This window comes from Flavonifractor sp. An4 (assembly GCF_002161755.1).
GTDB classification, from domain to species: Bacteria; Bacillota; Clostridia; order Oscillospirales; family Oscillospiraceae; genus Flavonifractor; species Flavonifractor avicola.
In genome coordinates, this window is record NZ_NFIL01000039.1 from 1 (window position 1) to 20,095 (window position 20,095).

The 20,095-nt window shown below is 59.6% G+C and carries 22 protein-coding genes, 1 rRNA gene and 1 riboswitch; of the genes, 12 read left to right on the top strand and 11 right to left on the bottom strand.

Features of this window, described 5'->3' with window-relative positions; genetic code table 11:
- Positions 1–2 precede the first annotated feature (2 nt).
- Positions 3–118: ribosomal RNA gene (gene rrf / locus B5F94_RS13345) — 5S ribosomal RNA — on the top strand.
- Positions 119–354: 236 nt separating this feature from the next.
- Here the strand turns inward: rrf and B5F94_RS13350 are convergent.
- The 10 genes from B5F94_RS13350 to B5F94_RS13395 all read right to left on the bottom strand — a co-directional run bounded on the left by B5F94_RS13350 (position 355) and on the right by B5F94_RS13395 (position 8,987).
- Positions 355–2,109 (bottom strand): NADH-dependent [FeFe] hydrogenase, group A6, encoded by a 1,755-nt coding sequence (locus B5F94_RS13350; protein WP_087330775.1) that lies wholly within the window; start codon positions 2,107–2,109, stop codon positions 355–357.
- A 14-nt stretch (positions 2,110–2,123) separates the two neighbouring features.
- Positions 2,124–3,926, bottom strand: coding sequence for an NADH-quinone oxidoreductase subunit NuoF (locus tag B5F94_RS13355; RefSeq protein WP_087330777.1), 1,803 nt, complete (start codon positions 3,924–3,926; stop codon positions 2,124–2,126).
- Positions 3,927–3,940: 14 nt separating this feature from the next.
- Positions 3,941–4,309, bottom strand: a complete 369-nt coding sequence (locus B5F94_RS13360) for a (2Fe-2S) ferredoxin domain-containing protein (RefSeq protein ID WP_087266401.1) — start codon at positions 4,307–4,309, stop codon at positions 3,941–3,943.
- Positions 4,306–4,863, bottom strand: coding sequence for an ATP-binding protein (locus B5F94_RS13365; protein ID WP_087187468.1), 558 nt, complete (start codon positions 4,861–4,863; stop codon positions 4,306–4,308). Before B5F94_RS13365 ends, B5F94_RS13360 begins: the two co-directional genes overlap by 4 nt.
- A 62-nt stretch (positions 4,864–4,925) precedes the next feature.
- On the bottom strand, positions 4,926–5,420 hold the full coding sequence (gene nuoE, locus B5F94_RS13370) for an NADH-quinone oxidoreductase subunit NuoE (protein WP_087187457.1): 495 nt from the start codon (positions 5,418–5,420) through the stop codon (positions 4,926–4,928).
- A 289-nt stretch (positions 5,421–5,709) separates the two neighbouring features.
- Complete coding sequence (locus B5F94_RS13375; protein WP_087330779.1) at positions 5,710–6,420, bottom strand: PHP domain-containing protein; 711 nt, start codon at positions 6,418–6,420, stop codon at positions 5,710–5,712.
- 32 nt (positions 6,421–6,452) lie between these two features.
- A complete protein-coding gene (locus B5F94_RS13380; protein ID WP_242955309.1) occupies positions 6,453–6,785 on the bottom strand; it encodes a DRTGG domain-containing protein in 333 nt (110 codons plus the stop codon).
- A 72-nt stretch (positions 6,786–6,857) separates the two neighbouring features.
- Complete coding sequence (locus B5F94_RS13385; RefSeq protein ID WP_087330781.1) at positions 6,858–8,183, bottom strand: [Fe-Fe] hydrogenase large subunit C-terminal domain-containing protein; 1,326 nt, start codon at positions 8,181–8,183, stop codon at positions 6,858–6,860.
- A gap of 35 nt (positions 8,184–8,218) precedes the next feature.
- Positions 8,219–8,644, bottom strand: a complete 426-nt coding sequence (locus B5F94_RS13390; protein ID WP_087330782.1) for an ATP-binding protein — start codon at positions 8,642–8,644, stop codon at positions 8,219–8,221.
- A complete protein-coding gene (locus B5F94_RS13395; RefSeq protein ID WP_087330784.1) occupies positions 8,631–8,987 on the bottom strand; it encodes a DRTGG domain-containing protein in 357 nt (118 codons plus the stop codon). Before B5F94_RS13395 ends, B5F94_RS13390 begins: the two co-directional genes overlap by 14 nt.
- Positions 8,988–9,253: 266 nt before the next feature.
- On the opposite strand from B5F94_RS13395, the gene serC reads away from it, so the two are divergent.
- The 11 genes from serC to B5F94_RS13450 all read left to right on the top strand — a co-directional run bounded on the left by serC (position 9,254) and on the right by B5F94_RS13450 (position 18,423).
- Positions 9,254–10,339: a 3-phosphoserine/phosphohydroxythreonine transaminase gene (serC, locus tag B5F94_RS13400; protein WP_087330787.1), complete on the top strand. Its 1,086-nt coding sequence runs from the start codon at positions 9,254–9,256 to the stop codon at positions 10,337–10,339.
- A 17-nt stretch (positions 10,340–10,356) separates the two neighbouring features.
- A complete protein-coding gene (locus B5F94_RS13405; protein ID WP_087187451.1) occupies positions 10,357–11,526 on the top strand; it encodes a phosphoglycerate dehydrogenase in 1,170 nt (389 codons plus the stop codon).
- 31 nt (positions 11,527–11,557) lie between these two features.
- Positions 11,558–11,664: riboswitch (TPP riboswitch) on the top strand.
- A gap of 113 nt (positions 11,665–11,777) precedes the next feature.
- Positions 11,778–12,596, top strand: coding sequence for a bifunctional hydroxymethylpyrimidine kinase/phosphomethylpyrimidine kinase (thiD, locus tag B5F94_RS13410; protein WP_087330789.1), 819 nt, complete (start codon positions 11,778–11,780; stop codon positions 12,594–12,596).
- Complete coding sequence (gene thiW, locus B5F94_RS13415) at positions 12,593–13,105, top strand: energy coupling factor transporter S component ThiW (RefSeq protein ID WP_087330791.1); 513 nt, start codon at positions 12,593–12,595, stop codon at positions 13,103–13,105. Before thiD ends, thiW begins: the two co-directional genes overlap by 4 nt.
- A gap of 5 nt (positions 13,106–13,110) precedes the next feature.
- On the top strand, positions 13,111–13,947 hold the full coding sequence (thiM, locus tag B5F94_RS13420; RefSeq protein WP_087330794.1) for a hydroxyethylthiazole kinase: 837 nt from the start codon (positions 13,111–13,113) through the stop codon (positions 13,945–13,947).
- Positions 13,928–14,587 (top strand): thiamine phosphate synthase, encoded by a 660-nt coding sequence (gene thiE / locus B5F94_RS13425; RefSeq protein WP_087330796.1) that lies wholly within the window; start codon positions 13,928–13,930, stop codon positions 14,585–14,587. Before thiM ends, thiE begins: the two co-directional genes overlap by 20 nt.
- Positions 14,580–15,218, top strand: coding sequence for an HAD family hydrolase (locus tag B5F94_RS13430; RefSeq protein WP_087330798.1), 639 nt, complete (start codon positions 14,580–14,582; stop codon positions 15,216–15,218). The genes thiE and B5F94_RS13430 overlap by 8 nt, the downstream gene beginning before the upstream one ends.
- On the top strand, positions 15,215–15,874 hold the full coding sequence (gene tenA / locus B5F94_RS13435; protein WP_087330800.1) for a thiaminase II: 660 nt from the start codon (positions 15,215–15,217) through the stop codon (positions 15,872–15,874). The genes B5F94_RS13430 and tenA overlap by 4 nt, the downstream gene beginning before the upstream one ends.
- On the top strand, positions 15,871–16,632 hold the full coding sequence (locus B5F94_RS13440) for an ABC transporter ATP-binding protein (protein WP_087330802.1): 762 nt from the start codon (positions 15,871–15,873) through the stop codon (positions 16,630–16,632). Before tenA ends, B5F94_RS13440 begins: the two co-directional genes overlap by 4 nt.
- Complete coding sequence (locus B5F94_RS13445; RefSeq protein WP_087330804.1) at positions 16,629–17,387, top strand: ABC transporter permease; 759 nt, start codon at positions 16,629–16,631, stop codon at positions 17,385–17,387. Before B5F94_RS13440 ends, B5F94_RS13445 begins: the two co-directional genes overlap by 4 nt.
- Before the next feature lie 19 nt (positions 17,388–17,406).
- The gene (locus B5F94_RS13450; protein ID WP_343212831.1) at positions 17,407–18,423 is read left to right on the top strand and encodes an ABC transporter substrate-binding protein; all 1,017 of its coding nucleotides are present in this window, start codon (positions 17,407–17,409) and stop codon (positions 18,421–18,423) included.
- A 42-nt stretch (positions 18,424–18,465) separates the two neighbouring features.
- Here B5F94_RS13450 and B5F94_RS13455 read toward each other — a convergent pair whose 3' ends face one another.
- Positions 18,466–19,857 carry a D-alanyl-D-alanine carboxypeptidase family protein gene (locus B5F94_RS13455; protein WP_087330808.1) on the bottom strand — a complete coding sequence of 464 codons (1,392 nt, stop codon included), beginning with the start codon at positions 19,855–19,857 and terminating at the stop codon, positions 18,466–18,468.
- Positions 19,858–20,095: the final 238 nt, after the last annotated feature.

The window sequence follows — 20,095 nt, forward strand, 5'->3', positions numbered from 1 at the left end:
AAGTTGGTGTTGATTGCGGTGAGGGTCCACCCGTTCCCATCCCGAACACGGAAGTTAAGCTCACCTGCGCCGAAAATACTTGTCTGGAGACGGACCGGGAAGATAGGTAACGCCAACACGAAGAGCGGACAGCTTAGGCTGTCCGCTTTTGCTATGTTTGACTTGCTTTTTGAAAGGAATCGGAAGTAGGTTGGTGATAGGCTGGAATGAAGGTCTGCTACAGGTTCCTGACAAAAAAGACTCGGATAGAAGCTGGGAGCAAGCTGCAGAGACACGTAACTGGGAGCAAGCTGCAGAGACACGTAAATGGAAATAGAAAAGGCTCCCGCTTCAGCGGGAGCCTTTTCTATTTCATTATACCCGATAGCGCTTCTGCTTAATGTAGGAGCAGTGGAGCAGGGCGTGGGCCAAGGGGCTGCCGGGCTCGCCCAGATAGCTGTGATAGACGGTCTGAACCACCGGATTCTTGTGGCTGCGGCGGTACTCCATATCCTGATCCTGCTTGTAAAGCGCTGCGGCACGCAGGGCCTTGATATCGGTAAAGTTGCGTACGTCAGCGTGCTGGATGGGCTGTCCGCCGCCGTTGATGCAGCCGCCGGGGCAAGCCATGAACTCCACAAAGTCGTAATGCAAGGTGCCGTCCTTAATACCGTCCAGCACCAGCTTCACGTTGTGAAGGCCGGAGGCCACGCATACACGGACGGTGCGGCCAGGAAGCTCATAGCTGGCCTCCTTGACGCCCTCCATACCACGGACCTCGTGGTACTCCAGGGGAGCCATGCCGTCGCCGGTCAGCTCCTCCACCACAGTGCGGAGAGCAGCCTCCATAACACCGCCAGAGGCGCCGAAGATAGTGGCGGCACCGGTGGAGATGCCCAGCATCTCATCAAACTCACCGTCAGGCAGGTGATCGAAGAGCATTCCGGCCTGGGTGATCATGCGGCCCAGCTCGCGGGTGGTGAGAGACACGTCCACCGGCATACAGCCATTGGGCAGCCGCTGCTCCTCACGGCGGACCTCGTACTTCTTGGCGGTACAGGGCATGACAGATACCACGAAGATATCGTGGGGATCGATGCCTGCCTGCTCGGCGTAGTAGGTCTTGACCAGTGCGCCGAACATCTGCTGGGGAGAGCGGCAGGTGGATACGTTGCGGATCATCTCAGGGGCGTGCTGCTCCATATACCGGATCCAACCGGGGGAGCAGGAGGTGATGAGGGGGAGTACTCCGTCGCCGCGCAGCCGGTGGAGGAACTCGGTGCCCTCTTCCATGATGGTGAAGTCGGCAGCGGTATCCACGTCGAATACCTTGTCAAAGCCCAGACGGCGCAGGGCGGTGACCATCTTGCCCTCCACGTTGGTGCCGATGGGCAGGCCGAAGCACTCGCCCAGGGTGACTCGGATGGAGGGAGCGGGACCCACCACAACGTGCTTGGTGGGATCGGCCAGGGCGGCCAGCACCTGGGCGGTGTCGTCCTTTTCAGACAGCGCACCGGTGGGGCAGGCCACAATGCACTGGCCGCAGGACACGCAGTCCACCTCGTTCAGGTCACGGTCAAAGGCGCAGCCGATATGGGTGGCAAAACCACGGTCATTGGGGCCGATGACGCCTACCTCCTGGGTGGCCCGGCACACGGCGGTGCAGCGGCGGCAGAGAACGCACTTGGAGTTGTCACGCACCAGATGGGGGGCGGAATCCTCGATCTGAGGATACATATTGTCACTGGCGTAACGCACCGCGTCAATGCCCAGATCAGCGGCCAGCTGGCGCAGCTCGCAGTGGCTGTTGCGGGCGCAGGTCAGGCAGTCCATGCGGTGGTTGGAGAGGATCAGCTCCAGGGTGAGCTGGCGGGATTTGCGGACCCGCTCCGTGTTGGTGTACACCTCCATGCCTTCGGCCACGGGGTAGACGCAGGAGGCCACCAGACTCTTGGCGCCCTTAACCTCCACCACGCAGATGCGGCAGGCACCGATCTCGTTGATGTCCTTCAGAAAGCACAGAGAAGGAATGTTGAAGCCCGCGGAGCGAGCTGCTTCCAGCACCGTGGTCCCAGCGGGAACGGTGACGGGAATATCGTTGATGCGCAGAGATACCATCTTTTCGTCCATGTCCGTTCCCTCCCTTACTGCTTGCTGATGGCGCCAAAGCGGCAGTGATCCATACAGGCGCCGCACTTGATGCACTTGGACTGGTTGATGATATGGGGGGCCCGCACCGCGCCGGAGATGGCGCCAGTGGGACAGCCCTGGGCACAGCGGGTACAGCCCTTACACTTAGCAGGATCCACCACGTACTGGATCAGGGCCTTACATACGCCGGCGGGACAGCGCTTCTCATAGATGTGGGCCTCGTACTCCTCCCGGAAATGCTTCAGGGTGGAGAGTACCGGGTTGGGGGCGGTCTGGCCCAGGCCGCACAGAGCAGACTGCTTGATGTGGTTGCACAGCTCCTCAATGGTGTCCAGATCCTCCGGCTCGCCGTTGCCCTCGGTGATCTTGGTCAGCAGGCCCAGCAGCCGCTTGGTGCCGATCCGGCAGGGGGCGCACTTGCCGCAGGACTCGTCCACGATGAACTCCAGATAGAACTTGGCGATGTCCACCATGCAGTTGTCCTCATCCATAACGATGAGGCCGCCGGAACCCATCATGGAGCCGATGGAGGCCAGGGACTCATAGTCGATGGGAGTGTCGATGAGGGAGGCGGGGATACAGCCGCCGGAGGGGCCGCCGGTCTGGGCGGCCTTGAACTTCTTGCCGCCGGGTACGCCGCCGCCGATGTCCTCCACCACGGTACGCAGGGTGGTGCCCATGGGGACCTCCACCAGGCCGGTGTTGGTGATCTTGCCGCCCAGAGCAAAGACCTTGGTGCCCTTGCTCTTCTCGGTGCCGATAGCGGCAAAGGCCTCGGCGCCGTGGTTGAAGATCCAGGTGATGTTGGCGTAGGTTTCCACGTTGTTGAGCAGGGTGGGCCGGTCAAACAGACCCTTTACAGCGGGGAAGGGGGGACGGGTCTTGGGCTCGCCCCGGTGACCCTCGATGGAGCGCATGAGAGCAGTCTCCTCGCCGCAGACGAAGGCACCGGCGCCCAGACGCAGCTCCAGGTCGAAGTCAAAGCCGGAATCAAAGATATTCTTGCCCAGCAGGCCATATTCTTTAGCTTGGGCGATGGCGGTCTCCAGCCGCTTAACGGCGATGGGGTATTCGGCCCGGACATAAATATAACCCTGGTGGGCGCCCACGGCGTAGCCGGCGATGGTCATGGCTTCAATAATGGTGTGGGGATCGCCTTCCAACACAGAGCGGTCCATAAACGCACCGGGGTCGCCCTCGTCAGCGTTACAGCAGACGTATTTTACACCGTCAGGGCTTACGGCGTTGGCGGTGAACTGCCACTTCAGGCCAGTGGGGAAACCTGCGCCGCCGCGGCCACGAAGGCCGGAGGCCAGCACGGTGTCAATGACCTGCTGGGGCGGGATTTGCTCGGAGAGAATTTTGCCCAGGGCGGCGTAGCCATCCACGCCGATGTACTCATCAATGCTCTCGGGATTGATAACGCCGCAGTTGCGCAGGGCGATGCGCTGCTGATGTTTGTAGAACTGGGTCTCGGTCAGAGAGGTGACGGCGCCCTCTTCGCCGGCACTCTTGTTGAGCAGACGCTTAACAATACGACCCTTGACGATATGCTCAGAGACAATCTCCTCCGCGTCGTCTACAGTGACGTGGGTATAGCAGGCACCTTCCGGATAGATCGTCACGATGGGACCCAGGGCGCACAGGCCAAAGCAACCGGTACGGACCACCTTGGCCTCCTTCTCCATGCCCTGGGCAACAAGCTGCTTCTCAAACTCCTCAATGATTTTCAGACTGTTGGAGGAGGAGCAACCGGTGCCGGTACAGACCAGAATGTGGGAACGGATAAAACTCATCTCTTCGCCCTCCCTTATTCGGCTGCGCCGATGGTGTAGTCTTCCACCACCCGGCCGTTGACCAGATGCTCACTAACAATGGATGCTACCTTGTCGGGAGTCATCTTCACATAGGTGACCTTTTCCTGACCAGGCACATAGACCTCCACGATGGGCTCCAGACGGCAGACGCCGATGCAGCCGGTCTGGGACACCGTTACGTTTTTCAGGTCCCGCTTGTTCACTTCCTCCAGCAAAGCGTTGAGGACAGGGCGGGCGCCGGCGGCAATGCCGCAGGTAGCCATACCTACCACAACGCGGATGCGGTCGTCTCCGGCGTCCCGCAGATCGATCTGGCTGCGCATCCGATCCCGGATGGCCTGCAGTTCTGCAAGTGTTTTCATGCTTTCATCCCCTTATTTTCTCGTAACAGCATTTCTTGTTCCTGGAGATAATCCCTGATCCAGAGGATGACCTCCGGTTCCGCCAGGGAGATCTCAGGGCCCAGCTGCGCCCGCAGCTCTTCTGTGGTCAGCTGGAAACAGTTGTTGTCAATGGTGTGAGTATAGTGCAGCTCCAGCTGGGGCGCGCCCTGGAGCAGGAGGGTGATGGTACCGGCTATGTCGCCTACCGGCGGACAGTCGATATGCGTGGGGCGGAAAAGAGCGGTGACCGTGGTCCCCACGCCCTCCGTACTGTCAATGGTCAGGCTGCCGCCGGTCTGTTCCACCGCCATACGAAGCAACGGGATTCCCAATCCCATCTTTCTGGTGGTGCGGGTGGTGGTGAAGGGATCGCTGACCTGAGCCAGCAGCTCCGGACTCATGCCCTTGCCGTTGTCCACAATGGTGAAGGTAATGGACTCCGGCGTTTCTGACAGAGTAAGCTCTACCAGAGAGGCCTTGGCGGAAATGGAGTTCTGGGCAATATCCAGAATATGCAGCGCAATTTCTTTCACGTTCATTACCTCCGTGGCCTGACCGACACGCTGTGCGGCTGTTCTGCACGTCTCGCGCTTCTTTACTTATACATATCCAGAATGGGGCCTACCTGATCGGGGGTGAGACGGCCGTACACGTCGTTGTTGATCATCATCACCGGGGCCAGACCGCAGGCGCCCACGCAGCGGCAGGAGTCCAGAGAGAACTTGCCGTCGGCGGTGATGGAGCCGGGGACGATGCCCAGTTTCTGCTCCACCGCGTTCAAAATAGCGGCGGCACCCTTGACATAACAGGCGGTGCCCAGACAGACCGAGATCTGATATTTTCCCTTGGGATTCAGGGTGAACTGAGCATAAAAAGAGGCCACCCCGTACACTTCGGACAGCGGAATCTCCAGACCTTCCGCCACAATGATCTGTACTTCTTCCGGCAGATAGCCGAAAATTTCCTGGGCGGCCTGGAGAACAGGCATAGTAGCGCCTGGCTGTCCCTTGTGCTCGGCGATGACCTTCCGCAGGCGTTCTTCCTGCTCAGGTGTCCCACGGTAGGGGACCACAGTCTTGCAGTTTGGCATAGGTGCGTCCTTCCTTTCTGAAACAATTAGTTTAGTTTTACTTTCAAGGCACTATTATAGCGAAAAAAAGCCGTTTGTAAAGACTTTCCATGGTTAAAAATACAAAACCATATAGTTCATTTTGAAGTATTGCACAAAAAGGGCGGAGGTAAAAAACAGCCCTGTTGTTACATCAGTACTTTTTCTGATGAGGAGAAAATACGGATGGGGCCAACAGGGCAGTAGTTACTTTATGGAAAGTATAGCACATTAAAGTGCTCTTGTAAAGAAAGTTGTCCGGAGGCCAGGTTCAGACCCGGCAGGCCAGACGCTGAATGACGGCCTGAGGGGTACACTCCGGGAGGTCCAGCATATGCTCCGCACCCCACACCTGATCCAGATAGTGGGCGTCGGAATTGGTGAGCAGCAAAAGATCCTTCAGGTCGGGTCTTTGTGCCAGCTCCGGGGGACAGCGGTGGGACAGCTCGGCAGCGGAGAATCCCATGTCCGGGTCCCAAAGACCCAGTACCCCCAGCAGGGAGAAGGAGGGGCGGTCGATGTGGGAAGGAAAGGCAGTGCCGCCCCAGTGGGATACCAGGCGGGGAACTTCATAGAGGGGAATATCGGTGCTGCCAGCCAGGAAGGCGGTCTCCACACCCAGAATGCCGTCCCCGTCGTCCATCCGCAGCTGTTTGCCAAACTGGTCGGGATTGTTGCGGATCGGAGGGAGGTGCTTGGCGATCTCACTGGAAAAGTCCTCCGCCCGTTCCGGGTCGGGGAAGAGACAGACCACATGGATTTCCTCCTGGGTGCATAGCTCCATGCCGGCCAGGGCGGTGAGGCCGTGAGACTGGGCGGCCCGGCAGAAGGAGGCGCAGTTGCCGCAGCTGTTGTGGTCAGTGAGGGCTACAATCTCCAGCCCGGCCAGGGCACACATAGCGGCCAGATTGGCGGGGGTCATCTCGTCGCTGCCGCAGGGCGATAAACAAGAATGTAGATGAAGGTCGTAATAAAACTGCAAAGAGATTTCCCCCCTTTCTGGTTAGACTGGTCTTAGGCCAACAGCTGCCCCAAGCGGCAGGCGGCAGCAAAGGTATCCTGGCCCACCCCCAACAGGTTGACCTCTTTTTCCTGGGCACGGCGGAGCAGATCGGCATCAGGCTGGACGCCTTCCGTGAGAATCACACAGGCTACGTCGGCCATCAGAGCCACGGCGGCCACATTCTGGTTGGACATGATAGTGAGCCAGGCGCAGTCCTGACCGGCACGGCCCATAACCCAGCTGAGCAGGTCGCCTACATAGCCGCCGGTGACTGGTCGCTCCGGCTGAGCCAGGTGGAATACCGTCAGCTCCATGGAATGGATCAATTCCTGTACTGTCATCATCCTATGCCTCCTTTGGTTGGTGAAATAAGAGGGCGCGTTACAGAGAAGCAGTTCTGCAACGCGCCCAATGGTCTACTTGTTCGACGGTTCTGGCTGACAGCGGCGGAAGGGGGGCGGCAGGTAATCGTCCGCTTCCTCCTTGCCTGCCATGGAGCGCATCCGCTCCCGCACCTTGAAGATACAATCCTCCACCGTAGCCCGGCCCAGGATCACATCCTCAGCAAAGGCGTGGCAGGACGGGGCGCCGCAGGACCCGCAGTGGAGCCCAGGCAGGTGGGATTCCAGTTCCTGAATCCGCAGCTGCTTGTTCAGGGCAGCCCCCAGGTCCTGGTCCAGAACAAATGTGGGTAAGTACTGTAATTCCTTGTCCCGCCGGACAATATCCCGCTCCGCGCCCTCGAACCGGAAGCGGTTCCGGGATACGGGCTGGCCTTTCATCAGGCTTTTCAGGCGCATCTTGGCGGCGTAGGGGTTTTCCACCGTGAAGCAGCCCCCCACGCACCCCTGGGTGCAGGCGGACAGCTCCAGAAAATCGGCTTCCGGCAGGCGCCCGTCCTCGATTTCCTCCAGCATCCGGATCACATTGTTGATGCCGTCCACCGCCACACAGCGCTCCCGCAGCCGGGCGGCGCTTTCGCCGCCGCAGGATGCCCAGCCCATTCCGATGATACCGGCGGAGGTCATGGGCTCTACGGTCTCCAGGTGCTTCATGGGACTGAGCAGCCGCAGGTAGATATCCCGGATGGCAAAGGCACCGTCCAGCACCGGATGGCTCAGACCCTCGGACTCCCGGGCGGCCGTTACCTTGGAGGAGCAGGGGACGATGGCAAAGACGCCGATCCGCTCCGGCGGCAAGCCGGTCTCCTCGGCTGCCTCCCGCCGGGCCAGAATGGCTGCCAGCTCCATGGGCAGGATCGTGCAGGCCACATGACCCATCAGCTTGGGAAAGCGCATCCGGATGAGCCGGAGCACCGTGGGGCAGGAGGAGGAGATCAGCGGCGTAACAGAAGCCGGACCTTCACAGATACACTGACGCTCAAAGTCAGAGAGCATCTCGGCGGCCTTGGCTACCTCATATACCTTGTGAAAGCCGATCTTTAAAAGCGCGTTGAGCACAATATCGATGTTGTCCAGATTGTGAAACTGCCCGTAGAGGGCAGGCTCCGGCAGGGCAACGCAGTATTCATACCGGGACAGCACATCCAGACTGTCGCCTACCGACTTGATGGCCTTGTGGGGACAGATGCGGATGCACTCGCCGCAGTCGATGCAGCGGTCGGGCAGGATGGTGGCCTTACGGCCCCGGACGCGGATGGCCTCGGTGGGGCAGCCTTTGATGCAGGAGGTACAGCCCCGGCAACGGCGGCTGTCCAGTACCACGGAATGCTTCATAGCCATGGCACTGCCTTACCTCCCTTCGCCAGAGACATAATTCACTGGGGGATCTTAATTTTGACCGTGACGGTGGTGCCCTTGCCCACCTCAGTGTCAATGGTCATCTCATCGGAATAACGCTTCATGTTGGGCAGACCCATACCGGCGCCGAAGCCCAGCTCCCGGGCGGTGGAACCGGCGGTGGAGTAGCCCTCCTGCATAGCCTGCTCTACATCGGGAATACCGGGGCCGGAATCGATCATGCGGATCACGATCTGGTCCATCTCCACCTCGACTTCAGCCTGGCCGCCGTCAGCGTGGATGACCATGTTGATCTCGCCCTCGTACATACAGATGGAGGCCCTGCGGATCACGTCCTGGGGCAGACCCAGCTTCTTCAGGGTCAGCTTCATTTTGCTGGAGGCCTCGCCGGCTTCAATGAGGTCGCCGCCCTCCACGGGGTACACAAGTCTAATCGTTTCCATCGCAATTCCCTCGCAATCCATTGTAGTAAAGCAGGCCGCAGGCCTCGTACATCCGCTTGGGACAGGTCATAACCACGATGTCCCGTTCCTCGGCCAGACTGAGGATATCCTTGCCCGGTACCTTACCCCGGACAAAGACGATGCACTTCATCTCCACCATGTCTGCCGTACGGACCACCTGCGGATTGACCAGGCCGGTGAGCAAAAGAGCCTGATTCTTGACAAAAGCAAGCACATCGCTCATAAAATCGCTGCCGCAGGCGGACATGACCTCCCGGTCCAGATGATCCTCGCCGCACAATACAGTGGCATTCAGGATCTGTTTGATGTCGGAAAGCAGCATTGCCTTCTCCCCTTCCGTGGGAAAACTAAACTCTCAGTTCATGGGCATTGTACCACAAAACAACTGGAAGTGCAAAGGGTTCGTTGAAACTTTCACAAAGTTTTTGTAATAGACTGCTTGGTTTTGGTGATTCCACGGTATTGACATTGCAGCAGGTTGATGTCTATAATATGCTTTATCAAGATAAAGCGGTCAACTGTATCGCTGCAGAAATACCGCGATCTTGGAGTTTATTTTGAAATTTGGAATCAAGGAGGCCATCTATCATGGGTAACGAGCGAGTGTACAATTTCTCCGCGGGCCCGTCCATGCTGCCGCTGGAAGTACTGGAGCGCGCCGGATCTGAAATCACCAATTATCAGGGTTCCGGTATGTCAGTCATGGAGATGAGTCACCGTTCCAAGGTGTTTCAGAAGATTTTTGACGACACCCAGGCTAAGTTCCGCAAGCTGATGAACGTGCCTGAGGGATATAAGGTGCTGTTCCTGCAGGGCGGCGCATCTTCCCAGTTTTCCATGGCGCCCCTGAACCTGATCGGTAAAACCGGTAAGGCTGACTACGCTGTCACCGGCAACTTCTCCAACATTGCCTATAAGGAGGCCAAGAAGTACGGCGAGATCAATCTGGCCGCCTCCTCTGCCGACAAGAACCATACTTACATCCCCACCCAGGACCAGCTGAAGCTGGACCCTGAGGCCAGCTATTTCTATTACTGCGCCAACAATACCATCTACGGCACCGAGTGGCAGTATGTCCCCGAGACCAATGGGGTGCCCATCGTGTGCGATATGTCCTCTGACATTCTGTCCCGTCCGGTGGATGTGAGCAAGTACGGCATTATCTTTGCCGGTGCTCAGAAGAACATGGCTCCCGCCGGTCTGACGGTGGTCATCATCAAGGAGGATCTGGCCGGCAACGAGCTGCCCTACACCCCCCTGATGATGAACTATAAGACCATGATCGACAAGGATTCCATGTACAACACCCCGCCCTGCTGGTGCATCTACATCCTGGGCCTGGTGCTGGACTGGCTGGAGTCCAAGGGCGGCATCCCCGGCATGGAGGCCATCAAGCACTCCAAGGCCCAGATGCTGTACGATGTGATCGATAACTCCAAGCTGTTCACCTGCGCTGTGGAGCCTGGCTCCCGGTCCGACATGAACGTGGTGTTCCGCACCGGCAATGACGAGCTGGACGCCAAGTTTGTCAAGGAGAGCGTGGAGGCCGGCTTCACCAACCTGAAGGGTCACCGCTCCGTAGGCGGTATGCGCGCTTCCATTTACAACGCCATGCCCACCGAGGGTGTGGAGAAGCTGTGCGACTTCATCAAGGCCTTTGACAAGAACAACTGACGGGAGGTAATGTCATCATGTTTCGCATCAAAACATTGAATAAAATTTCCCCTGCCGGCCTGTCTGTGCTGGATCAGACCCGCTTCTCCGTCAGCGACGACGTGGAGAATGAGGACGGTATTCTGGTCCGCTCCGCCGATATGCACGAGTATCAGTTCCCCGACTCCCTGCGGGCCATTGCCCGTGCTGGCGCCGGTACCAACAATATCCCCATTGACCGCTGCTCCGAGGCGGGCATCGTGGTGTTCAACACCCCCGGCGCCAACGCCAACGCGGTGAAGGAGCTGGCCCTGTGCGCCCTGTTGCTGGCTTCTCGCAAGATCACCGCCGGTGCTGAGTGGGTCAAGGCCCAGGCTGGTGCCGGAGCCGACGTAGAGAAGGTGGTGGAGAAGGGAAAGAGCCAGTTTGTGGGCCCCGAGATCGCCGGCAAGACCTTAGGCGTCATCGGCCTGGGCGCTATCGGCGTGCAGGTGGCCAACATCGCCACCAAGCTGGGCATGACGGTGTTCGGCTATGATCCCTTCCTCAGCGTGGACGCAGCCCTGTCCCTGTCCCGGATGGTCCACCGTGCCATGGATCTGGAGACCATCTATAAAAACTGCGATTACATCACCCTCCATGTGCCTCAGACCTCTGAGACCAAGGGTATGATCAATGAGGACGCCTTCCATATGATGAAGGGCGGCGTGCGTATTCTCAACCTGGCCCGCGGCGGTCTGGTCAACGACGACGATATGCTGGCGGCTCTGGATTCCGGCAAGGTGGCCGCTTACGTCACCGACTTCCCCAACAACAAGATCCTCCAGGGCAAGAACGTCATTGCCATCCCCCACCTGGGCGCCTCTACCCCAGAGAGCGAGGAGAACTGCGCTGTCATGGCCGCTCAGGAGCTGAAGGATTACCTGGAAAACGGCAACATCAAGAACTCCGTCAATCTGCCTACCCTGGTGCAGGAGTGGAGCGGTGTGGCCCGGCTGTGCATCATTCACCGGAATATCCCCGGCGCCATCGCCAACATCACCGGCCTGCTGTCCCGGGACGGGGTCAACGTGGAGAACATGACCAACAAGTCCAAGAAGGACTATGCCTACACCGTGGTGGATCTGGGCAGCCGCATCAGCGAGGCGGTGGCCGACGAGATCCGCGCCCTGGAGGGCGTGTTCCGCGTCCGGGTGCTCAATCATTAAGGATTGACAAAAAAGGCGAAACAAGTTAAAATCTTGCGTGCAAGGGAGCTTCCGCGAGGAGGCTGAGAGGAGGGGACAGTCCCTCGACCTGACCTGATTTGGGTAATGCCAACGTAGGGACGCAGCACTATTTCCGTGCGGAGTCTCCTCCGTCCGGAGGAGTTTATTTCACGTACAGAGAAGCGGCAGGTCCCAACGGGACCTGCCGCTTTTTTCGTGCCCTTGCCTACTAAGAGAAAGAAGGAACAATCATGAAATGTGTGCTTACCATTGCCGGCAGCGATTCCAGCGGAGGCGCCGGCGTCCAGGCGGATCTCAAAACCATAACCTGCCTGGGGGTGTACGGTATGAGCGCCATCACCGCCCTTACCGCTCAGAATACCACCGGCGTCCGGGATGTGCTGGAGGCAACCCCGGAGTTTGTGGCGGAGCAGTTGGATTGCATTTTTGAGGATATCCGGCCCCAGGCGGTAAAGATCGGCATGGTGTCCTCCGCCCCCATCATCCGGGCTATCGGCGCCAAGCTGCGGCAGTATGGTGCAGAGAATATCGTGGTAGACCCGGTGATGGTATCCACCAGCGGCTCCGCCCTCATGCAGGACAGCGCCCTCACCGCCCTGATGGAGGAGCTTTTCCCTCTGGCAGCCATCATCACGCCCAACATCCCCGAGGCCCAGCGGCTGTGCGGCTTCGCCATTGAGAGCGAGGCGGATATGATGCGGGCCGCTGAGACCATTGGCAAGACCATGCAGGGTGCGGTATTGGTGAAGGGTGGCCACCGGAGCGACAGTGCCGATGATCTGCTGTGGCAGAACGGTCAGGCCCACTGGTTCCGCTCTCCCAGGGTGGACAATCCCAATAACCACGGCTCTGGCTGCACCTTGTCCTCCGCCATCGCCTCCTTCCTGGCCCTGGGTGAGGACCTGCCCGGTGCGGTACAGAAGGCCAAAGCCTACATTACCGCTGCCATGGAGGCCAAGCTGAATCTGGGCCAGGGCAGCGGCCCCCTGTGGCACAACTATGCCGTTCCGGCGGGCGGTGGCTTCCAACAGGGGAGGGGAGAGGCGTGAGACAGCAGACGGCAGTCAAAAAGCTGGCGATCGCCAGCCTGCTTACCGCTGTGGCAGTGGTAGGCAGCCTGGTCTCCTTCCCGGTGCTGGGCTCCCGGTGCTCCCCGGTGCAGCACATGGTCAACATCCTGTGCGCCGTGTTTCTGGGCCCCTGGTATGGTGTGGCGTGTACCTTTGCTGCCAGTTTCCTGCGTAACCTGCTGGGCTTGGGCACCCTGCTGGCCTTCCCCGGCAGCATGGTGGGGGCTCTGGTGTGCGGCCTGACCTATTGGGGCACCCGTAATCTGGGGGCCACCTGTGTGGGCGAGGTCTTTGGCACCGGTATTCTGGGCGGCCTGGCCGCCTGGCCCATTGCCACCCTGATTTTGGGCCAGAGCGTGGCGGTCTACGGCTATATGGGCCCCTTCCTGATTTCCACTGTGGGCGGCTCCATCATTGCCGGGGCAGTACTCTTTGCCCTGAAGCGCTCCGGTGGTCTGGACGTCATGCAGACCCTGGTCAGGCGGTGAGGGGCATGGAACGAATGGATTTTGCCGCCATGCTGGCGGCGGTACGGAAAAAAGCCCCTCTGGTCCAGTGTATCACCAATATCGTCACCGTCAACGACTGCGCCAATATTTTGCTGGCGGCGGGGGCCTCGGCCACCATGGCCCACCACCCTCTGGAGGTGGCGGACGCAGTAGCCGGTGTCCAGACCCTGGTTCTCAACCTGGGGGCCGTGGGGGACCGGGAGGCCATGCTCATCGCCGGAAAAGAGGCCAACCGGCTGGGCGTACCGGTGATCTTCGACCCGGTGGCTGCCGGTTTTACCGGCCTGCGGCGGGAAACCGCCCGCAAATTGCTGGAGGAAGTACAGTTTGCTGTCATCCGGGGCAACGCCTCGGAGATTCGCTCACTTACCGAGGATAAAGAGGGAGGCAGCGGGGTGGACGTAGCCCAGGCTGACGCAGTGACCGAGTCCGGCCTGCCCCGGGCCGCGGAATTGGCACGCACCCTGTCCAAGCGGACCGGGGCGGCGGTGACCCTCTCCGGGGCGGTGGATGTGATTGCCCAGGGAGAGCGGGTGCTCTTCCTCCGCAACGGCAGCCCCACCATGGCCCGCATCACCGGCAGCGGATGTATGCTGTCCGCCCTCACAGGGGCCTTCTGCGGGGCCAGCCCGGACAAGCCCTTTGAGGCTGCGGCGGCCGCTGCCGCGTCCATTGCTCTGGCAGGCGAGCGGGCGGAGGAACTGCGGCTCAAAAAGGAAACGGGAAACGCCACCTTCCGCATTGATCTCATCGACAGCGTGTTCAACCTGACGGAAGAACAGCTGATACAAGGAGTGCGCTATGAAGTTTACCAAGGATGAAATTCGACAGGGCATGACCCTTTACGCCGTTACCGATCGGAGCTGGCTGGGGGAGCGTACCCTGGCACAGGTGGTGGAGGAGGTACTGAAGGGGGGCGCAACCTTCCTCCAGCTGAGAGAGAAGGAGCTGGATCAGGCCACTATTCTGGCGGAGGCCAGGGAGATCCAGGCCATCGCTGCCCGGTATCATGTGCCCTTTGTCATTAACGACAGCGTGGACATTGCCTTGGCCTGTGATGCAGACGGGGTCCATGTGGGCCAGGCCGATTTGATGGGCCGGGACGTACGGGCCCTCATCGGTCCGGACAAGATTTTGGGTATCACCGCCAACACCGTGGAGCTGGCGGTGGCGGCCGAGCAGGCCGGAGCTGACTACATCGGTGCCGGGGCGGTGTTCGGCACCACCACCAAGCAGAACGCTAAGAATCTGAGCCTGGACACCCTGAAAGCCATTTGCCAGGCGGTGTCCATCCCGGTGGTGGCCATCGGCGGCATCAACGCCCACAACCTGCCCAACCTGACGGGAACCGGGGCGGCAGGGGCCGCTGTGGTGTCCGCCCTCTTCGCCCAGAAGGATCCGGAGGCGGCTGCTCAAAATCTGCGTACCCTGGCAGACAAGATGGTGGCAGGGCATGGATAAGCAGTTCTGCATTTTTGACATGGACGGTACCCTGGTGGACTCCATGCCCATCTGGAAGTCCTTGGGGAAGGACTATCTGAAGGCCAGGGGCCATAGTCCCACCCCGGATCAGCTGGCTGCCCTGGGGCCCATGACCATGCTGGAGGGGGCAACCTTTCTCATGGAGACCTTTGGGATTGAAGGGCCGCCGGAGCACATTATTGAAGAGATGCACGCCGTTATGGAGGCCCACTACCGCACTGACATCCCTCTGAAGGCTGGTGTCCAGGACTATCTGGTACAGCTGAAACAGCAGGGGGCCAAGCTGTGTGTGGCCACCGCCACGGCGGAGCCGTTGGCCCGGGCCTGCCTGGAGCGGTTGGGAGTGGCCCACTATTTTGATTTCATCCTCAGCTGCGAGGCGGTGGGGAAGGGCAAGACCCAGCCAGACGTCTATCTGGAGGCAGCCCGCCGTATGGGAAGTGCCCCAGGGGATACCGCCGTCTTTGAGGATGCTCTTTACGCCGCACAAACGGCGAAAGAAGCTGGATTTTACACCGTTGGAGTGCCGGAGGCGTCCTATGAACAGGATTGGCCCGCCCTGGCTGCTCTGGCGGACGAGACCATCATGGATTGGAGGAAGGCGCTATGACGGTAACACAGCGGTTGTATGAGGCGGCAAAGCCTATCTGGCAGGCCTGCCACGACCATCCATTTGTGAAAGGTATTGGGGACGGCACCCTGGACCAGGAGAAGTTTCGATATTTTCTGCTCCAGGATTATCTCTACCTTTTTGACTACGCCAAGGTGTTTGCCTGGGGCGTGGTGAAGGCCAAGGACCCTGAGCTGATGCGCTTCTTCTCCGCCAACGTGGACGCCATCCTGGGCGGCGAGATGAAGACCCACCGGGCCTATATGTCAAAACTGGGCATCACCGAGGAGCAGGTCTTTCAGGTGAAGCCTGCCTTGCCCAACTTGTCCTATACCAGCTATATGCTGGCGGTGGCTGCCGCCGGCGGCCCGGCGGAGATCGTGGCCTCCATTCTGGCCTGCTCCTGGAGCTACGCCGAGATCGGCGCCCGGCTGGCCCAGATCCCGGTTGCGGCGGACCACCCCTTCTACGGCCAGTGGGTGCGGGGCTATTCCAGTGAGGAGTACCAGCAAACCAACGACGCTCTGGTGGAGCGGATGGATGCTCTGGCTCAGAATTGCAGCGAGGAGGAGTACCGGCGGCTGGAGGACATCTTTGTGGCCTGCAGCCGGTACGAGCTTGGCTTCTGGGAGATGTCGTGGAGGCTGGAACAGTGAGCGCGCTGGAATTCCGTCAGGTGTCCTATCAGTATCCCTCCGAGGACTTCGATATCATTGACAGACTGTCCTTTCAGGTGGAGCCGGGGTCCTTCCACTGCGTTCTGGGTGTAAGCGGCTGTGGTAAAAGCACCATCTTTCGCATGACCAACGGCCTGCTCCAGCCCAAGGGCGGGGAGATCCTGGTGGACGGGCAGCCCATTGGAGGGCGGAAGCGGTATTGTGGCTATATGCCTCAGAAGGACCTGCTCTTCCCCTGGCGTACGGTGGGGGAGAATGTGGCCCTGCCTCTGGAGATCGCCGGAGGCCTGTCCAAGGCCCAGCGGCGGCAGAAGGTAGAGGAGGCCCTAGCCGACGTGGGGCTGGAGGGTTGCTGCGACAAGATGCCGGACGAGTTGTCCGGCGGAATGCGGCAGCGGGCTGCCTTTGCCCGTACCATGCTGACGGGCAGCGACCTGCTGCTGCTGGACGAGCCCTTCTCCGCCCTGGACTTCCTTACCCGCATCTCCATGCAGGAGTGGCTGCTGGACCAGTGGCAGCGGCACAAAAAGACCATCCTCTTTATCACCCACGACGTGGAAGAGGCGGTGTTTCTCTCCTCAAGTGTGCTGGTGGTGGAGTCCACTCCCATCCATACCCTGACGGAGATCCCGGTACCTGCCGCGTTTCCCAGGGACCGGTCCTGTCTTAAGAACCCGGAGATGGTGGAATTGAAAGAGCGGTTGATTACGCTGCTGAGAAAGCAGGTGAGCGTATGAAGAAAGCCTGCAAAGCCAATCTGCCCGCCCTCATTTTCCTGCTGGCCCTGCTGATGATTTGGCAGGCGGGGGCCATGGGTATGAATGCCTCCTACATTCTACCCACCCCCCTTGAAATCCTCCAGCGGCTGTGGGAGCTGCGGGAGCCCCTCTTTACCGTCCATCTGCCCGCCACCATGACGGTGACTGCCATCGGTCTGGCCATCTCCCTGGTGCTGGGGCTGGCTCTGGCGGTGGCCATGGATGCCAGCGACATGGTGCGGCGGATGCTCTATCCCGTGGTGGTGGTATCCCAGACCATTCCCACCACCGCCATTGCGCCGTTGTTTGTGCTGTGGTTCGGCTACGGCATCTGGAGCAAGGTGCTGGTGACGGTGCTCATCACCTTTTTCCCCATCACCATTACGGTGTACGACGGTCTGCGTTCGGCCAAGACAGAAATGGCGGAGCTGCTCCAGACCTACGGCGCTACCCGCCGGGAGATCTTCTGGAAGATCAAAGCCCCCTGCGCGCTGCCCTACTTTTTCTCGGCCATCAAAATGGCGGTGCCCATGAGTATTATTGGCGCGGCCATTGGCGAGTGGCTGGGGGCCCAGAGCGGTCTGGGCTACTTCTCCCGCCGGATGATGACTCAGTTGGATGGAGCGGGGGTATTTGCACCCATTGTGATCTTGTCGGTTACCGCCATGGTGGCGGTGGGAATCGTGGCCCTGCTGGAACGAAAGTTTGTCCGCTGGAGGGGCGAATCCTCCTAATCACAAAGAGAAAGGAAAGATGGATATGAAACAAATTGCAACCCTTGCCCTGGCTGGGGCGCTCCTCCTGGCCGGCTGTTCCGCCCCCACCGACGGCGGTCAGGAAACCGGCGGACAGGACGACCTGCGGGAGATCAGCGTGGTGCTGGACTGGTATCCCAACGCCCTCCATGCCTTCCTCTATGACGCCATTGAGAAGGGCTACTTCGAGGAGGAGGGACTGAAGGTCAACATCCAGTTCCCCTCCAACGCCAACGACGCCATTTCCCTGGTGGCCGCCGGCCAGGCGGAGATCGGCCTGTACTACCAGCAGGACGTAATCATTGCCCGGGCCAATCAGGACGTGCCGGTGAAGTCCATCGGCGCGGTGGTTCAGGGCCCCCTGAACATCGTCCTCTCCCTGAAGGACAAGAACATCACCTCTCCGGAGGATCTGGTGGGCAAGACCGTGGGCTATGCGGGCACCGAGCTGTCCGAGGCCCTGATCCACTCCATCATGGCCTATGTGGGGGCCGATTCCAGCGACGTGACCCTCATAGACGTGGGCTTTGATCTCATGAGCTCCATGACCACCGGTAATGTGGATGCCACCATCGGCTGCCTGGTCAACCATGAGGTACCCCAGCTGGAGGAGGAGGGGTTCGAGGTCAACTACTTCGATCTGGACGACTACGGCGTGCCCACCTACTATGAGGGCGTGTTCCTGGCCAGCGACACTATGATCGAAGAGGAGCCCGAGGTGCTCCAGGGCTTCCTGCGGGCCTGCCAGAAGGGCTTTGAGGATATGCAGGCCGACCCGGATGGGGTGCTCCAGATCCTGCTGGACAACCAGAACGAAGAGAACTTCCCCCTGTCCAAGACGGTGGAGCAGAAGAGCATGGAAACCCTGCTGCCCATGATGGAGACGGCGGATGCCCCCTTCCTGACCCAGAGCGCGGAGTGCTGGCAGGAAAACGTGGATTGGCTGCTCAGCGAGGGCCTGATTGACGAGGCTCCGGCGCTGGATGAGCTGTATGTAGACCTGCTGAGTGAATGAGAAAAGAAATCGCCTGCCGTTTCAACGGCAGGCGATTTCTTGTTATCTTCTTCTGCGGCGTCCGCTGTAGTGAGAGCCGCCACTATAGGAGTAGCCGCCCCGGCGTCCGCCCCGCCGGCCCCGGAAGAAGAGACGGCGGATGATGAGGTATACGATAAAGACCAGCAGGATCACCAGAATGATCTTTACCCACAGCTGGGAGAAGAAGCGCTGGATGCGGTCCAGATTGTAGAGCAGGGGATCGGCATCAACGGCAATGCTGGCTACCAGGGGGAGGGAGCCGTATTCCTTGCCGTTGAAGGTGGCGGTGATGGTGCCCAGCACCTGACCTTTTTCTACAGGAGCCTCCACGGTATTGGCGTTCAGAGTATAGTTATACTTGAAATCCTCGGTGGAGATGTCGTTGGGCAGCAGCGCGGTGATCTCGCCCTGGGGTTCCAGAGTCACATAGTTGGTGCCCTTGCCCAGGGTGACCTCCACCTCTGGAATATCCCGCTTGGTGGCATCCAGAATGGTCTGGGTGGAGAAGTTATTGAAGCCCCACTCAAACAGCCGGATGGTTTCGGAGAAGTCGGTGCGGCCCTTACTGCCGCTGGTGCCCGGCTCCCGTTCACAGCCCATAACCACCGAGATCAGGCTCCGGTCCTCCTTGGTGGCGGCAGCGGCCAGGCAGTAGCCAGATTCGTTGGTGTGGCCGGTCTTGATGCCGGTGGCGTAGGAGTAGAGGTAACCGGTCACGTTCCAGTTGGAGATCAGGGCGTTGGTGGAGTGAACGGTGCGGACCTCAGGATGGATGTTGGTGGCGGGCATATCGTAGCGCTTGGTGGTGACAATGGTACGGAAGGTCTCGTGCTTCATGGCCTCCTGACACATGAGAAAGACGTCGTAGGCAGAGGTGTAGTGGTTGTCATCGTGGTAGCCGTGGGTGTTGGCGAAATGGGTGTCCGTCATGCCCAGCTCGGCTGCCCGCTGATTCATCAGCTCCACAAAGCTGTCTACGTCGCCGGCCACCGCCTCGGCCATCACATTACAGGCCTCGTTGGCGGAGGGGATCAGGGCGGCGTACAGCAGGTCGATGATCCGGATCTCCTCACCCTCCTTGATGTCGGCGGTGGATGCGTTTTGCCCGATGCCGGTGTGGATGCCGGAGCCGGCGGTGACCACCTGCTCCAGGGTGAGCCTGCCCTCGTCCACCGCCTCCAGGGTGAGCAGGCAGGTCATCACCTTGGTGATGGAGGCGGGGTACATCTTCTCGTGGGAGTTCTTCTCATAGAGGATCTCGTTGGTGTCTGGGTCCATCAGGATGGCCGCCTTGGCGTTGACATCCATCTCGTCCAGAATGGCGCTGCCGCTGCTGGCGGAGGCGAAGGTGGTAAGTAGTCCGGTGATCAGGACCAGGGAAAGAAACAGGGAGAGCAGTCTTGATTTTTTCATAGGAAACTCCATTTGTGTATGATATAATAAGGTCAAAGTTTTCTTATCCATTATAGCAAACCCTGGACCTGGAAGCAACGGGAAGGCGGTTACAAAATATGAAGATTTCCAAACTGGAACTAGGCCATGTTTGAAAAACAAAAGTTGCACAAACGGATATGATTTAGTAAACTATTGATATGGGAACAAAACGATATGAACTCACAGAAAGTGAATGGAATCGAATCAAAGATATGCT